This window comes from Enterococcus sp. DIV0167, from assembly GCF_050541555.1.
GTDB lineage: Bacteria > Bacillota > Bacilli > Lactobacillales > Enterococcaceae > Enterococcus > Enterococcus faecalis.
The window spans coordinates 2,026,658-2,043,622 of sequence record NZ_CP172933.1 but is presented as its reverse complement, the minus strand read 5'-3'; the positions used below and the strand labels follow the sequence as shown (position 1 = coordinate 2,043,622).

Sequence of the window (16,965 nt, the reverse complement as noted above, 5' to 3'; positions counted from 1 at the left end):
TGAAAAATAATGATAGCATGATAAAAATAATAATACAAGATAACGGCTGTCAAAATTCTAAAAAATATTTTTTAGGTAGCATTGTTTTTTTTAAGGTAAGGTGATATACTTTAATCAAGTTAATGAGTTCGTTAGTAAAAAAATGCAAGCGCTTCAAATGATTTTCGTAAGGAATGTAGATTAGCAAAGCTAATCAAGCTATATTCGTGAATGATTGAGCGATTGATTTGTAAGCGTTTGCCGCTTGTGGGGAATAGGTTGAAAAATAGGAGGAGAATACATGTTATTAATTGGAAATGGGCGTTTAATCACTCGGGATGCGCAGAATCATTTTTTTGAAAATGGGTGTGTGGCGATTGATGGTCAAGTTGTGAAACAAGTCGGAACGACAGAAGAATTAAAACAAGCTTATCCAGAAGCGACATTTATTGATGCTAAAGGTGGAGTGATTATGCCAGGCTTTATTAACATGCACAATCATATTTATAGTACCTTTGCACGTGGGTTAAGTTTAACGAATTATCATCCTAAAAATTTCATGGATATTTTGGTAGATCAATGGTGGCGAATTGATCGTGCCTTGACATTAGAAGACACTTATCAAAGTGGTAAGGTTGCTTATTTAGATAGTATTCGCAACGGTGTTACAACTGTCTTTGATCATCATGCTAGTTACGGAGAAATTACAGGGAGTTTAACCCAATTATCTAATGCAGCGGACGAGTTAGGGATTCGGACCTGCCTTTGTTATGAAGTTTCTGATCGCGATGGTGAGCAGAAAATGCGGGAAGCAGTTCAAGAAAATGCCGCCTTTATTAAAGCCAGTTCCTTAAGAAATGATGATATGCAAAAAGCGATGATGGGTATGCATGCAGCCTTTACTTTATCAGATGCTTCTTTAGAATTATGTGCAGCCAATACGCCAGATGGGATTGGTTATCATATTCATATTGCAGAGGATTTAGCCGATGTTCATGATTCTTTGAAAAAATATGGGAAGCCGATTGTGAACCGATTATTTGATTTAGGAATTTTAGGAAAACAGACAATGGCAGGCCATTGCATCCATATTGGACCTCATGAGATGGAATTACTAAGAGATACAGACACAATGGTGGTCACGAATCCAGAGTCGAATATGGGGAATGCGGTCGGTTGCCCACCTGCAATGCGCATGTTTAATGAGTATGGTATTTTGATGGGTCTTGGCACAGATGGTTATACGAATGATGTGACGGAATCTTATAAGGTAGGAAATGTTATCCACAAACATCATTTAGCTGATCCAAATGCGGCTTGGGCAGAAATTCCCGCAATGCTATTTGATAATAATCCGCAAATGGCTAATCGCTATTTTAAAACAAAGCTAGGCGTTTTAGAACCTAATGCAGCAGCAGACGTCATTATTGTTGATTATCATGGCCCGACACCAATGACAAAAGAGAATTATAACATGCACATTTTATTCGGCATGAATGGTGGGATGGTCACTGACACGGTGATTAATGGAGAAATTCGGATGCGTAATCGTGAAGTTCAAGGAATTGATGAAGAGAAAGTTTGGCATGATGCGCAAACGCAAGCACAATCTTTCTGGAAACGAGTAAATCAATAGCTTTCATTATAAATAAAAGGAGTGACGTTAATGAGTGATATTATGCATCCCATCTCAATTGAGGCTTTATTAAATTGGATTTTTAGTGAGTATCAACAAGATGGCACAATTTTTGGCATTCGTAAATTTTATCATGCGGATCCTACAAAAACGATTTCGTTATTTGGAGAAAAAATGGAAACCCCTTGTGGTCCAGCAGCAGGTCCTCATACACAATTAGCACAAAATATTATTGCGGCCTATTTAACAGGTTCTCGTTTTTTTGAAGTTAAGACAGTCCAGATACTGGATGGAGAAGATTTACCAGTGAGTAAACCATGTATCGCAGCAGCGGATGAATGTTACAACGTTGAGTGGTCCACAGAATTGCGCGTTCCCCAAGCTTATGATGAATACGTCAAAGCATGGTTTGTTTTGAAGTTACTGAGTAAAGAGTTTGAGCTAGGTGACCCGAATGGTTTCATTTTTAACATGAGTGTTGGCTATGATTTGGCAGGGATTCAATCACCAAAAATTGATCGTTATATTAACGAAATGCAGAACGCAGAAGGAACGCCGATTTGGGCGGAATGCCAAGCAGCTGCCAAAAAATATCTATCTTATTTTAAAAAAGTAGATGACTTATATATCGAAGCAATTAGTCCTAAAGTCTGTCATTCTATTACGCTGTCGACTTTACACGGCTGTCCATCAGATGAAATTGAACGAATTGCGGCCTATTTATTAAGTGAAAAAGGTCTCCATTCCTTTATTAAATGTAATCCAACCATGTTAGGTTATGAATATGCGCGTCAAACGATGGATGAGCTAGGGTTTGATTATATGGTTTTTGACGATCACCATTTTAAAGAAGATTTACAATTTGAAGAAGCAGTACCGATGTTACAACGTCTGCAATTATTAGCCAATAGTAAAAATCTAAGCTTCGGAGTTAAAATTACGAACACTTTCCCAGTAACGATTGCAGCAAATGAATTACCTGGTGATGAAATGTACATGTCAGGACGTTCGCTATTTCCTCTTAGTATTTCATTGGCACAAAAATTATCAGAAGCATTTGATGGGAAACTACAAATTTCTTATTCTGGCGGTGCAGATATTTTCAATAGTAAAGAAATATTTGATGCTGGGATTTGGCCAATCACTATGGCAACGACGCTGTTGAAACCTGGTGGCTATCAACGAATGAATCAAGTTGCTAATGTATTAAGCGCAGCAGAATATCCTCAGATGGTTCATGTCAACTTGGATAAATTAGCCCAAGTTGTTGAGAAAGCTAAAACACAAGCGCGTTACCAAAAATCAATTAAATTACCAGAAAGTACCAAACTAAGAAAAACAGTCCCATTAACAGATTGTTATATTGCTCCTTGTCGAAGTGACGGTGGTTGTCCAATCAATCAGGATATTCCTGCTTACCTTCGTTATGTAAGTGAAGGCAATTATTTAAAGGCCTTGCAAGTAATTGTCGATAAAAATCCGTTGCCTTTTATTACTGGAACCATTTGTGCACATCCTTGTATGACCAAATGCACACGTCAATTTTATGAAGAATCTATTCATATTCGGGAAGTGAAGTTAGAAGCAGCTGAACATGCTTATGATGAATTATTGACGACACTAGAAAAGCCACAGCCAAAAGAAAATGCACCTAAAACAGCTGTTGTGGGTGGAGGTCCTGCAGGGATCTCTGCTGGGTATTTATTAGCACGTGAAGGCATGCCTGTTACTGTGTTTGAAAAATCCGAGACAATTGGGGGCGTTTGTAGCCAGATTGTACCAGAATTTCGAATTTCTATGGAATCTGTTCAAAAAGACGTTCAGTTAGCGGAATTTATGGGAGTTGAATTCCGTACAGGACAAGAGGCGCCATCATTGGCAGAATTGAAAAACCAAGGCTATACGAATGTTATTTATGCCATTGGTGCATGGAAACATGGGGTCCTTCGTTTAGAATCTGGGCGAGCATTGAACTCGTTAGAATTTTTAAAAGCAAACCGAGAAAATCCAACGATTAATCCTTACGGGGAACAGATTGTCGTCGTTGGTGGCGGAAATACAGCCATGGACTGTGCTCGTGCAGCCACAACATTGCCTGGTGTTAAAAAAGTCTCAGTGGTTTATCGTCGGAATAAACGCAATATGCCAGCAGATGAAGAAGAACTTTATTTAGCCTTAGAAGATGGTGTCGACTTTTTAGAATTACTTTCGCCAATTAAACATGAAAATCAACAATTAACTTGTGAAAAAATGGTCCTAGGTGAACGAGATGCTTCTGGACGCCGTCGTCCGATTGGTACAGGAGAAATGATTGATATTCCTGCTGATACAGTGATTGCCGCTGTTGGTGAAAAAGTAGATACAGAATTTTACCAAGCATTAGGCATTCACACAGACAACTATGGGAAAGTCGTTTCAAATCAAGAAACATTGGAAACAAATATACCAGGCGTCTATGTCATTGGTGACGCTAATTTAGGACCAGCCACAATTGTTGAAGCAATTGCTGATGCAACCAAAGCGGCCAATAATATTTGTCTTGTCCACAATCATCACTATGAAAAAGATAATTTAAATAGTGATGTCGCATTTGTTAGAAACAAACGGGGTATCCTTGTGACAGACGAGATGTCTTGTAGTCAAGCTAGTCGTTGCTTAGAATGCTCCACAATTTGTGAATCTTGTATGGATGTCTGTCCAAACCGAGCAAATATTGTTGTGTATGTCGAAGGAAAACCACAAATTGTCCATGTTGATCGGATGTGTAACGAATGTGGTAACTGTGAAACATTTTGCCCTTATGCAAGTGCCCCTTACAAAGACAAATTTACCTTATTTAACAGTGAAGCTGATTTTTATGACAGTACTAATTCAGGTTTCTATGTTCAAAATCCTGTGGATAAAATTTGTTTACTGCGTCTATGGGGAACGGTGTCAACAATTCAATTAACAGATCAAGGATTAGATGTACCAGAAGATTTAATTGCATTAATGGTAACTATGATTGAAGAATATGCTTATTGTATGCAAGCATAAAAGGAAATTTACGACTGGGGGATAAATAAATGTCTATTCTGCTCAAAGGTGGAACCGTCGTATCTGCATATAATCGTCGTCAATTGGATATTCGAATTGACGGCGAGCAAATTGTAGAGATGGGGGCAAATTTACCAGTAGAAAATTCTCAGATTGAGGATGTTACGGGGTGTTATGTATTACCAGGCTTTATTGATGCGCACACGCATCTGGAATTAAATAATGGCAAAGGTTCGTTAAGTACGGCGGATAACTTTACTACTGGCAGCCAAGCGGCGGTGGCCAAAGGTACGACTACGGTTATTGATATGGCTACACCTAATAAAGGTGGCTCATTGAAAGACTGTTTAGCTACTTGGAATCAATTGGCTGAAGGCAAGAGTTCATGTGATTATACTTACCATATGTCCATGATCGAATGGAACCCAACGATAGCTGCTGAAATTCAGGAAATGATTGCTGCAGGTATTACTTCCTTCAAAATGTATATGGCTTATGATAACTTGCGGACCACAGATGCGGAAATTTTTGAAGCGATGAAAGAAATAAAAAAAGTTAATGGAATGTTAGGCGTTCATTGTGAAAATGGTGATTTAGTAGATGAATTAATCCAATCATATGTTTCTCAAGGAAAGCTAACCCCGCACTATCATCCGTTATCAAGACCGGCGGCTGTTGAAGCAGAAGCGGTAGCAAGATATTTGATGATAGCGGAAATGGCTGATTTGCCGGTTAACATTGTGCATTTAAGCACAAAACGATCATTAGAAGCGGTGGAACGGGCTCGTCAAAGAGGACAATCAGTCTATGTAGAAACTTGCCCTCAATATCTTTTACTAGATGATCACTTGTATGATGCGCCTAATTTTGAAGCAGCAAAATATGTCTGCTCACCGCCACTACGCAAACGAGAGGATCAACAGGCTTTGTGGCAAGGGATTAAAGAGGGGGCAATCAATACAATATCGACAGATCACTGCAGTTTTAATTTTCACGGACAAAAAACAGTTGGCGAAGATGATTTTAGTAAAATTCCCAATGGGATGCCAGGTGTTGAAACGAGACCAGAATTAATTTACACGGAAGGTGTGGCGAAGGGCCGAATCACCTTGGAAAAAATGGTTGCTCTGCTTTCTGAAAATATTGCTAAACAATTCTCGATGTATCCACAAAAAGGTGTGGTGCAAGAAGGCAGTGATGCCGATTTAGTTGTTTGGGATCCTAGAACAACCGGCGTGATTGCTGCGAGAACGCAGTTACAAAATGTCGATTATACGCCGTATGAAGGATTTGAAACACAAGGACAGGCTCGAATGGTTTATTTAAGAGGTCAAAAAGTTGCTGAAGCTGGGCAAGTCATCTTGGCAAATCAAGGAAAATTTGTTTTTCGTAAAGCAACTTAAAAATAGAAGGAGGAGAAGTATTTTTGGAAAAAATTAAATGGACAGCAAATGAAATGCCGAAGACGGAGGATAAGTACTTACCACTGATGTCTAAAGAAAAAATTGAGAAAGCTTTGGCTTTTCACAAAAGTTTTCCACAGTATTCAGAAACACCATTAGCAGAATTGAATCATATGGCCGCGTATCTGGGGTTAAATGATTTCTTTGTTAAAGATGAATCTTATCGCTTTGGTTTAAATGCTTTTAAAGTCTTAGGTGGTTCGTTTGCCATGGCTAACTATATTGCCGAAAAATTAAAGAAAGATGTTTCGGAACTAACATATGATGAATTAACTTCTGATCAATTACGATCAGCTTTTGGACAAGCTACGTTTTTTACAGCAACTGATGGCAACCATGGACGAGGAGTCGCTTGGGCTGCGAATAAATTAGGTCAAAAATCAGTTGTACTCATGCCAAAGGGTTCAACACAGACGAGAAAAGAAAATATTGAAAAAGAAGGCGCAACCGTCACAATCGAAGAAGTTAATTACGATGAATGTGTGCGAATGGCTAATAAAATGGCCGAAGAAACTGAAAACGGTGTCATGGTTCAAGACACCGCTTGGGACGGATATGAAAAAATTCCAACTTGGATTATGCAAGGATATGGAACGATGGCGTTAGAAGCCTCTCAACAATTAAGAAAATTTGGCTCTGAACGACCTAGTCATGTTTTTGTTCAAGCTGGTGTCGGCAGTTTAGCTGGGGCGGTGATTGGTTATTTTGCTAATGCTTTTCCAGAAAACCCACCGATTATGGTCGTAGTTGAGGCACAGGCGGCTGACTGTTTATATCAATCAGCAATTAAAAAAGACGGAGAAATTCGCTTTGTCGATGGTGATTTACAGACAATTATGGCTGGCCTAGCATGTGGAGAACCTAATACGATTTCTTTTGATATTCTAAAAAATCATACATCCTTCTTTGTTTCAGCACCAGATTGGGTTTCTGAAAAAGGAATGCGTATGTTGGGCGCGCCATTAAAAGGGGATCCGCAAGTTGTATCAGGCGAATCTGGGGCAGTAGCAATGGGCTTAGTAGCTACAGTGATGCAAGATCCCGACTATCAAGAATTACGTGAGGCATTGCAACTGGATGAGACGTCAAACGTTTTAATGTTTTCTACCGAAGGGGACACTGATCCAGACAATTATAAAAAAATTTTATGGAGGTAAAAGGAATGGATTTTAATGCAGTAAATGCAGCAGCAGAAGGTTACAGAGAAGATATGGTCAAATTTTTAAGAGACCTTGTCAAAATTCCAGGAGAAAGTGCAGAAGAAGGCAACAAAATTGCGCGAGCAAAAGCCGAAATGGAAAAATTAGGTTTCGATAAAATTGACATTGATCCTCAAGGAAATTTACTTGGTTATATGGGGTCTGGTGAAAAATTAATTGCTTTTGATGGGCACATGGATACTGTCGGAATTGGTGAAATGAGTAACTGGAAATTTGATCCTTACGATGGTTATGAAACAGAAACTGAGATCGGTGGTCGCGGTACATCTGACCAAGAAGGCGGGATTGTTTCAGCTATTTATGGCGCTAAAATTATGAAAGATTTAGGTCTATTATCAGAAAAATACACTGCTTTGGTAACAGTTACTGTCCAAGAAGAAGACTGTGACGGTTTATGCTGGCAGTACATTATCAAAGAAGACGGTATCCGTCCAGAATTTGTTGTTTCAACAGAGCCAACAGATGGTGGGATTTATCGTGGTCAACGAGGCCGAATGGAAATTAAAGTTGATGTCAAAGGCGTTTCGTGTCATGGCTCAGCACCAGAACGTGGAGATAATGCCATTTACAAAATGGCGGATATCTTACAAGATGTTCGTGCCTTAAACAACAATGGAGATACAGAAAGCACAGCGATTCGTGGTTTAGTTCGTATGTTAGATCCTAAGTACAATCCAGAGTGGCAAGAAGCCCGTTTCTTAGGACGTGGTACGGTGACTGTTTCGCAAATTTTCCATTCTTCACCAAGTCGGTGTGCTGTTGCGGATGGCTGTACCGTTTCACTAGACCGTCGAATGACAGCTGGAGAAACTTGGGAAAGTTGTTTAGAAGAAATTCGTAATTTACCAGCTGTTAAAAAATATGGAGATGATGTGACGGTTTCAATGTACAACTATGATCGTCCTTCTTATACTGATTTAACTTATGAAATTGAATGTTATTTCCCAACGTGGGTAATTCCAGAAAATCATGATGTAACAAAAGCCTTGATGGAAACGCATAAAAATCTCTATGGAGAAACACGGAAAGGCTCTGTAGAAACAGTGGAAATGCGTGAAGAACGCCCATTGTTAGATAAGTGGACCTTCTCAACAAATGGCGTTTCAATTATGGGACGTAATGGCATTCCTTGTATTGGTTTCGGGCCAGGGGCGGAAGCACAAGCACATGCACCAAATGAAAAAACTTGGAAAGATGATTTGGTTCGTTGTGCAGCCGTTTATGCGGCATTACCAACGGTCTATTGTGGTTAAGTAAAGGATTATTAGACAAGAAAAAAGGAGCAGATGGAATGGAAACGTTTAAAGAATATATTGAGAAATTAGATAAATTAGAATTTGAAAAAATGTACGAAAATGACTTTTTCCTAACTTGGGAAAAAACAAGAGATGAATTAGAAGCTGTTTTCACAGTTGCCGATACATTACGCTATTTAAGAGAAAATAATATTTCAACTAAAATCTTTGATAGTGGCTTGGGGATTTCTTTATTCCGCGACAACTCTACAAGAACACGTTTTAGTTTCGCTTCAGCGTGTAATCTTTTGGGCTTAGAAGTTCAAGATTTAGACGAAGGAAAAAGTCAAATTTCTCACGGAGAAACTGTTCGTGAGACAGCAAACATGATTTCTTTTATGGCTGATATCATTGGTATTCGTGATGACATGTACATTGGTAAAGGCAATGCTTACATGCACGAAGTATCAGAATCTGTCCAAGAAGGATATAAAGATGGGGTATTAGAACAACGCCCAACGTTAGTGAATTTACAATGTGATATTGACCATCCGACGCAAGCAATGGCGGATGCGTTGCATTTAATTCATGAATTTGGTGGCATTGAAAACCTGAAAGGGAAAAAAGTTGCCATGACTTGGGCGTATTCACCATCTTATGGAAAACCATTATCTGTTCCTCAAGGAATTGTTGGTCTAATGACCCGTTTAGGAATGGATGTCGTCTTAGCACATCCAGAAGGTTATGAAATTATGCCAGAAGTAGAAGAAGTTGCGAAGAAAAATGCAGCAGAATTTGGTGGAAACTTTACTAAAACGAATAGTATGGCAGAAGCATTCAAAGATGCGGATGTTGTTTATCCGAAAAGCTGGGCACCTTTTGCGGCAATGGAAAAGCGAACTGAATTATATGGCAATGGTGACCAAGCAGGAATTGATCAACTAGAACAAGAATTACTTTCTCAAAATAAAAAGCACAAAGATTGGGAATGTACAGAAGAATTGATGAAAACAACAAAAGACGGCAAAGCTTTGTATATGCATTGTCTACCAGCTGATATTACTGGCGTTAGTTGTGAAGAAGGCGAAGTGGAAGCTTCTGTTTTCGATCGTTATCGGGTCGAACTTTACAAAGAAGCTAGCTACAAACCGTATGTTATTGCGGCTATGATTTTCTTAAGTAAAGTAAAAAATCCGCAAAAAACCTTAACAGACTTAGCGGATAAAGCGACACCAAGAGAAGTAAAATAATGAATTTGGCATGAAGACAGATGCTTTTTCTTTACACAATGAATCATTAGAAGTTGCCTCTTCAACATGAACAAATAAGACCTTCCCAAGTCTATTCATGAATGTGTGATTGTCTCGAGTCAAGAACGCTTAGTCATGTGCGTTGACTTCATGCAACGACAACAGACAGTTAATACGAAAACTCGTTGTGAAAAAGAAAAAGCATCGTCCTTTTTATAAAACAGAAAATGAGGTGAAGCAATGGGCAAACGCGTCGTAGTAGCTTTAGGTGGCAATGCTTTAGGAAATAATTTGACGGAGCAGATGACTGCCGTAAAACAGACCTCCAAAGCGATTGCAGATTTGATTGAAGCAGGATATGAAGTTATTTTATCTCATGGCAATGGTCCTCAAGTGGGGATGATTCAATTAGCTATGGAAGAATTTTCCTTTAATAATCCACAATATCCAGTTGTTCCGTTATCCATGTGCGTAGCCATGAGTCAAAGTTACATTGGCTATGATTTAGAGAATGCGCTACAAGAAGAGTTGCGTCAGCGAAATATAAGTAAAGCCGTCACCACCATAGTCACTCAAGTGGTCGTGGATGAAAATGATCCGGCGTTCAAAAAACCAACGAAACCAATTGGCCGCTTCATGACAAAAGAAGAAGCAGAACAATTAGTCAAAGAAAAAAATATACAAGTGATGGAAGATGCTGGCCGTGGTTACCGCCAAGTCGTCGCTTCCCCTAAACCCAAAAATATTGTCGAACTTCTCACGATTCAAACATTGGTTGACGCTGGCCAAACAGTCATTGCTGGCGGCGGTGGTGGCATCCCAGTCATTCAAGAAGGGAACCGACTGAAAGGGGTAAATGCAGTCATCGACAAAGATTTTTGTAGTGAACGACTAGCTGAACAAGTAGATGCTGATCTGCTCGTGATTTTAACAGCAGTTGAAAAAGTTTGTATTAATTTTGGTAAAGAAAATCAAGAAGCCTTAGGGAATATTTCAACAGAAAAAATGAAACAATATGCGCAAGAAGGTCAGTTTGCTCCAGGTTCAATGTTACCAAAAGTTGAAGCAGCGATTAAGTTTGCTGAATCTAAGCCAGGTCGAAAAACATTGATTACGTTATTAGAAAAAGCCAAAGAAGGATTATCTGGAAAAACAGGGACTTTAATTGAAAATAAAGAATCATAGAATGGAGGAAAACGATGACAAACAAAATGATTAATTCTGCACAGGCACCAGCTGCTGTAGGACCTTATTCACATTCTGTCTTAGCGGGAAATACGTTGTACATTTCTGGACAACTAGGATTAGATCCGCAATCGGGTGAAATGAAGGCTACAGTGGAAGAACAAGCAAAACAAGCTTTTATCAATTTAGGTTCGATTTTAAAAGAGGTCGAGATGACCTATGATAATGTTGTGAAAACAACGGTGTTTTTACAACATATGTCTGATTTTAGCAAAATTAACGAAATCTATGGGAATTACTTTTCAGAAGTTTTGCCTGCACGTTCTTGTGTAGAAGTAGCCAAGTTGCCAAAAGATGGTTTATTTGAAATTGAAGCAGTTGCTGTCAAAGGATAATTTTTAAGATGTTTCTGAGGGAAAAAGGATTGCATTCTTTACTGATTAAGGGAAACAATCCTTTTAGAATAAAAAGAAGAAGGAAACGATCCTATGAATGAAAAAAAAGAGCAAGCATTATTTGAATATGATGCGAAACTATCAATTTCTGAAGCAATTCCGATGGGATTGCAACACGTTGTCGCAGCAGTAGTAGGGATTGTCACACCGGGAATCATGATTGCCAAAGTTTGCCAATTAAGTCCTAGTGATACAACTATTTTGATTCAAACATCATTGATTTTTTCAGCAGTTGCCACGTTAATTCAACTTTTCCCTATTTTTGGAAAAGTGGGTTCACGGTTACCAGTTATGATGGGTGCAAGTTTTGCGTATGTACCGATTTTGATGGCCATCGGAGCTGATTTTGGGATTGCAGCAATTTTTGGTTCCCAATTAGTTGGCAGTATTCTTGTTATTATTGTTGGTTTGTTCATTAAAAAAATCCGTGTGTTGTTTCCGCCTTTAGTAACAGGAACGGTTATTTTAAGCATTGGACTATCCTTGTTTCCAGTTGCGATTAAATATATGGCAGGAGGAGCTGGTAGTGCTGATTTTGGTTCAGCACGGAATTGGTTAGTTGCATTATTAACCTTTGCGATTGTCTTTTACTTCAATTATTTTGCAAAAGGATTTTTGAAGTTATCCGCAATTTTAAACGGAATGGTTATTGGTTATTTGATTTCTTTAGCTTTAGGGATGGTTAGTTTTGAACCAGTTCAAAATGCTAAAATCGTTCAGGTAATTACCCCGTTTCATTTTGGACTGGATTTTCAACTGGTACCTATCTTTACGCTTGTAGTGATGTTTATTGTTGATGCTGTTCAAGCCATCGGTCAATTTACAGCAACAACGGTTGGGGCAATGGATCGGGATGCAACGGATGAAGAATTATCTGGCGGAATTATGGGGAGTGGTTTCACTAACTTTATTGGCAGTTTATTTGGATCAATCCCAGTGGCAACTTTTGGACAAAATGTTGGTCTGGTTACGGTAACAAAAGTGATTAATAAGTATGTTCTGGTTTTCGCTTCAGTTATATTATTAATTGCTGGTTTTGTTCCGAAAGTAGCTGCGTTATTAACTACGATTCCTTACGCAGTAATTGGTGGCGCAACGATTTCAGTTTTTGCTTCTATTTCTATGACAGGTATTCGGATGATTGCTTCGCAGGAAATGACTCCTCGAAATACTGGGGTTGTCGGAACAGCTCTAGCATTTGGAATTGGTGTCACATTGTCTACTGGAAGCTTAGCTGGTTTTCCAACTTGGGTAACAACGATTTTCGGTAATTCGGAAGTTATCTTAACCACTTTGGTAGCAGTCCTTTTAAATGTCATTTTAAAACCAAAAAAGCGCGTAGCACTTGAGTGAAGATTGCTTTTTTTGATACGAAAGTGAGTAAGCTTTCGTATCCTTTTTCCCTTACGTTATCTATAAAAAAATGAACGAATAAAGGAGGAGAAGATGTTTACGTATTCCTTAAACTTAAAATTAAAAACAGATCGGAACTTTTTTGGTCCTGGCGTTGTCGAAGTTTTACAAAAAATTCAGCAAACTGGGTCACTAAACTTAGCGGCAAAAGAGATGAAAATGTCTTATAATAAGGCATGGCGGATTGTGCGGGTAGCTGAAGAAGAGCTATCTTTTCCATTAATTATCAAAAGTGTTGGTGGTTGTAATGGTGGCGGGTCAATTGTTACGGATCAAGGAAAAGAGTTGATTGATCAATATCTTTTATTTGAGAAAAAAGTGTATCAACAGGTAGAGGCTTGCTTTGAAGAAATATTTAAAGAACAGGATGTAGTATCGGAGGAACTGAAATGAGAGAAGTATTTCAGCGTTTGAAACAGGCAATATTGGAAAAGCAAGACACGATGTTATTAACGATTGGTACAAGTTCAGGATCTACACCACGAAGTCAAGGGGCTAGAATGCTGGTTTCCGCCGAAGGTAGAATAGCCGGAACTGTTGGTGGTGGCGCGGTTGAATTTCAGGCTGAACAAGTGGCAAAAAAGCTACTTATTGAGAAAGAAAATGCACAACGTCAATTTATTTTAGCCCCGAATAATATTGCTGATTTAGGCATGGTCTGTGGCGGAAATGTCACGATTTTTTTCCATTATCTTTCATGGGAAACGCCATTTTTAAAAGAGTTGTGTGAGTCCATAGAAACGCATTTTCAAAATAATCAACAAGGTTGGTTAATGACTGAACTAGATCAAAACAATTTAGGAAAAGTATCCTTTTATAGTGAAACAGGCAAATTGATTGGTTCCACTTCTTGGGAGGGGGAATTAAGTTTGCTACCTAAAGGTATCTATTGTGAGCAAAAAGAGGAAATCACTTTTTTAACAGAAGCGATCCTCCAAGTAGGGAAAGTGTATATTTTTGGAAGTGGTCATGTCGCACGCGCATTGGTACCTATTTTAAACTATTTATCGTTTTATTGCGTTGTAGTGGACGATCGTCCAGAATTTTTGACGGCACAAGCTTTTCCACAAGCTGAGGAACTACGGGTTATTCCTTTAGAAAATTTAGCTGCGTTTATTGAAATAACGGCGGACGATTATGGTATAGTAATTACCAGAGGACACAATTTTGATTTCATCGTTGCCAAACAGTTATTGGAAACACCAGCCAAATATATTGGTGTGATGGGGAGCAAACACAAAATTGCTTCACAAGTTCGACGGTTAAAAGAGGTCGGTTATACAATGACTGAAATTGAAAGAATTTTCATGCCAATTGGCTTAGACATTGCAGCCGAAACACCAGAAGAGTTAGCGATTAGCATCACGGGAGAATTAATTCAACAGCGCTATCAATAATGAGGACTTTTGAGTTAAATAAAAAAGTTTTTTTGCTAAAAAATAATTTTTAGAACGAAGATTTGTGGTATAATCTAGGTGATTGAACACTAAACTATATCAGAAATCGAGGTGCAAGAAATGTATTCAATTATTGTAAATGGTCAAAGTGAAACCTGTGAAACAAACAAAAAATTAATGGACTTTTTGCGGGAGGATCTGGGCCTAACTGGAACAAAAGATGGTTGTAACCAAGGCTCTTGCGGCGCATGTACGGTGCTAGTAAATGGAAAGGCTTCCAAAGCGTGTTTGTTTACTCTAGAAAAATTAGCTGGTAAAGAAGTCACGACAATCGAAGGTTTAAGCCAACGGCAAAAAGATGTTTATGCCTATGCGTTTGCAAAAACGGGTGCAGTTCAGTGCGGGTATTGCATCCCTGGGATGGTTATTTCGGCACAAGGATTATTGAACAAGAAACCCGAACCCACAAAAGAAGACATTCAAAAAGCTATACGAGGAAACATTTGTCGTTGTACAGGATATGTGAAAATAATAGAAGCCATTCAGTTAGCTGCTAAAATGTTTTGTGAAGAAACGAGCATTCCGGAAGAACATTCAAATGGTAAATTAGGGGAAGACTTCCAACGGGTCGATGCAGTAGAGAAAACATTAGGCACAGGGATTTATGTAGATGACATTGACATAGAAGGAATGCTTCATGCATCTGCTTTGCGGAGTGCCTATCCTCGTGCAAAAGTTCTATCAATCGATAGTACCCAAGCGTTGGCGCATCCTGACTGTGTGGCTGTGTTCACAGCTAAAGACGTTCCAGGAAATAATAAAATTGGTCATTTAGAATTTATTTCCGATTGGGATGTAATGATTCCAGAAGGAGAAATAACACGGTACGTTGGGGATGCAGTGGCACTCGTTGTTTCAAAAAGAAAAGAAACCTTACCAGAGATAAAAAATTTAGTGGAAGTTGATTACGAAGAAATGATACCGCTTACTTCTTGTGAAGCTGCTTTAGCAGAAGGTGCACCAGCTATTCATGAAAAGGGCAATATCTTGTCTCATGAACACTTGGTACGTGGCAATGCAGAGGAAGTATTAGCAAATTCTGCGTTTATAGTGACAGAACATTATTCCGTACCAATTAACGAACATGCCTTTATGGAACCCGAGTGTGCGATTGCACAGCCTGAAGGTGAGGGCATTTTGCTCTTTAGTGCGGGTCAAAGTATCTATGATGAACAACGGGAAGTGGCTCGGATGTTAGGACTGGACAAGGAAAAAATTCATGTTCAATCAAAACTTGTTGGTGGTGGTTTTGGTGGAAAAGAAGACATGAGTGTTCAGCATCATGCATCCTTAGCCGCTTGGTTATTGAAGAAACCAGTAAAAGTACTGCTAAGCCGTGAAGAAAGTTTGATGGTTCATCCCAAACGCCATGGCATGGAAATGGACTTTACGACTGGCTGTGATGAAGAAGGTAATTTAACTGCAATGAAAGCAGTGATTTATGCGGATACTGGGGCCTATGCTTCTTTAGGAGGACCAGTATTGCAACGGGCTTGTACACATGCGGCAGGTCCCTACAAGTATCAAACGATTGATGTGGAAGGGTTTGCTGTATATACTAATAATCCGCCAGCAGGTGCATTTCGTGGATTTGGTGTTTGCCAAACGGCTTTTGCAATTGAAAGTAATTTAAACTTGTTAGCAGAAAAAGTCGGACTATCACCATGGGAAATACGCTTTAAAAATGCCGTCGCCCCAGGAGATACTTTACCGAATGGACAATTGGTCTCGAAAAATGCGGCGTTAAAAGAAGCCTTGTTAGCAGTTAAAGACGTCTATGAACAAGCGGAAGTTGCTGGAATTTCTAGTTTCTTTAAAAATAGTGGCGTGGGTGTGGGGCTACCTGATACAGGGCGTTGTATTATTTCTGTTGAAGAAGGAAAAATACATGTCCGCACAAGTGCTGCTTGTATCGGTCAAGGGATGGCAACCGTTACGACGCAAATTGCCTGTGAAACATTAAATTTACCACCAGAAATGATTGTTGCGGAAGCCCCTGATACGAGAAGAACACCGAATTCAGGAACGACAACGGCTTCGAGGCAGTCACTCTTCACAGGAGAAGCAACTAGAAGAGCGGCAATGCAATTACGGTATGAGCTTGATATGGGACGTGCTTTAAGCGATTTGGAAGGCGAAGAATTTTATGGGGAATATTCAGCGAAAACGGATCCATTAATTAATGATAAAAAAAGTCCAGTTAGTCATGCTGGTTATGGTTATGCTGCTGAAGTAGCTATTCTAGATGACAAAGGAAAAGTAGCTAAATTTGTGGCTGCGTATGATATGGGGCAAGTGGTGAATCCACGAGCTGCTGAAGGTCAAATTGAAGGTGGGATTGCAATGGGCATGGGGTATGCTTTAACTGAAAAATTTGCCTTAGAAGAAGGCTATGTTAAAGCAAAATATGCAACGCTAGGATTAGTGAACGCCACTCAAGTACCACCAATCGAAACAATTTTGGTTCATGCTGACAATCTTCACGAAGGTTTAGCTTATGGAATTAAAGGCGTAGGTGAGTTAGCAACGATCCCTACCGCACCAGCTTTAGCAGGCGCATATTTTGCCTTGGATGGTCAGCTACGACCAAGTCTGCCTTTAGAAAATACCCCTTATCAAAAGAAAAAAAGATAAAA

General features: G+C 39.2%; 12 protein-coding genes. All 12 read left to right on the top strand.

Annotation, left to right across the window (positions count from 1 at the left end):
• Positions 1–280 precede the first annotated feature (280 nt).
• The 12 genes from ssnA (at position 281) to xdh (ending at position 16,963) form a co-directional block, all read left to right on the top strand.
• Entirely contained in the window at positions 281–1,615 is a 1,335-nt protein-coding gene (gene ssnA, locus IGM09_RS09710; RefSeq protein WP_016616772.1) for a putative aminohydrolase SsnA, read from the top strand.
• A 30-nt stretch (positions 1,616–1,645) separates the two neighbouring features.
• Entirely contained in the window at positions 1,646–4,651 is a 3,006-nt protein-coding gene (gene ygfK / locus IGM09_RS09705; protein WP_016616771.1) for a putative selenate reductase subunit YgfK, read from the top strand.
• Positions 4,652–4,680: 29 nt separating this feature from the next.
• Positions 4,681–6,054: a dihydropyrimidinase gene (gene hydA, locus IGM09_RS09700; RefSeq protein ID WP_016616770.1), complete on the top strand. Its 1,374-nt coding sequence runs from the start codon at positions 4,681–4,683 to the stop codon at positions 6,052–6,054.
• Positions 6,055–6,077: 23 nt separating this feature from the next.
• The gene (gene dpaL / locus IGM09_RS09695) at positions 6,078–7,271 is read left to right on the top strand and encodes a diaminopropionate ammonia-lyase (protein ID WP_002356589.1); all 1,194 of its coding nucleotides are present in this window, start codon (positions 6,078–6,080) and stop codon (positions 7,269–7,271) included.
• Complete coding sequence (locus IGM09_RS09690) at positions 7,262–8,587, top strand: YgeY family selenium metabolism-linked hydrolase (protein WP_002362247.1); 1,326 nt, start codon at positions 7,262–7,264, stop codon at positions 8,585–8,587. Before dpaL ends, IGM09_RS09690 begins: the two co-directional genes overlap by 10 nt.
• Before the next feature lie 38 nt (positions 8,588–8,625).
• A complete protein-coding gene (gene ygeW / locus IGM09_RS09685) occupies positions 8,626–9,819 on the top strand; it encodes a knotted carbamoyltransferase YgeW (protein WP_002359643.1) in 1,194 nt (397 codons plus the stop codon).
• Between the two features lie 240 nt (positions 9,820–10,059).
• Positions 10,060–11,004: a carbamate kinase gene (gene arcC / locus IGM09_RS09680; RefSeq protein ID WP_002359647.1), complete on the top strand. Its 945-nt coding sequence runs from the start codon at positions 10,060–10,062 to the stop codon at positions 11,002–11,004.
• 14 nt (positions 11,005–11,018) lie between these two features.
• Positions 11,019–11,399 carry a RidA family protein gene (locus IGM09_RS09675; RefSeq protein WP_002356593.1) on the top strand — a complete coding sequence of 127 codons (381 nt, stop codon included), beginning with the start codon at positions 11,019–11,021 and terminating at the stop codon, positions 11,397–11,399.
• Positions 11,400–11,492: 93 nt separating this feature from the next.
• The gene (locus IGM09_RS09670) at positions 11,493–12,812 is read left to right on the top strand and encodes a nucleobase:cation symporter-2 family protein (protein ID WP_002356594.1); all 1,320 of its coding nucleotides are present in this window, start codon (positions 11,493–11,495) and stop codon (positions 12,810–12,812) included.
• A 93-nt stretch (positions 12,813–12,905) separates the two neighbouring features.
• Complete coding sequence (locus IGM09_RS09665) at positions 12,906–13,265, top strand: winged helix-turn-helix domain-containing protein (protein ID WP_002356595.1); 360 nt, start codon at positions 12,906–12,908, stop codon at positions 13,263–13,265.
• Complete coding sequence (locus IGM09_RS09660; protein ID WP_033625097.1) at positions 13,262–14,269, top strand: XdhC family protein; 1,008 nt, start codon at positions 13,262–13,264, stop codon at positions 14,267–14,269. Before IGM09_RS09665 ends, IGM09_RS09660 begins: the two co-directional genes overlap by 4 nt.
• Positions 14,270–14,389: 120 nt before the next feature.
• On the top strand, positions 14,390–16,963 hold the full coding sequence (xdh, locus tag IGM09_RS09655; RefSeq protein ID WP_010707245.1) for a selenium-dependent xanthine dehydrogenase: 2,574 nt from the start codon (positions 14,390–14,392) through the stop codon (positions 16,961–16,963).
• The last annotated feature ends 2 nt before the right edge of the window (positions 16,964–16,965 follow it).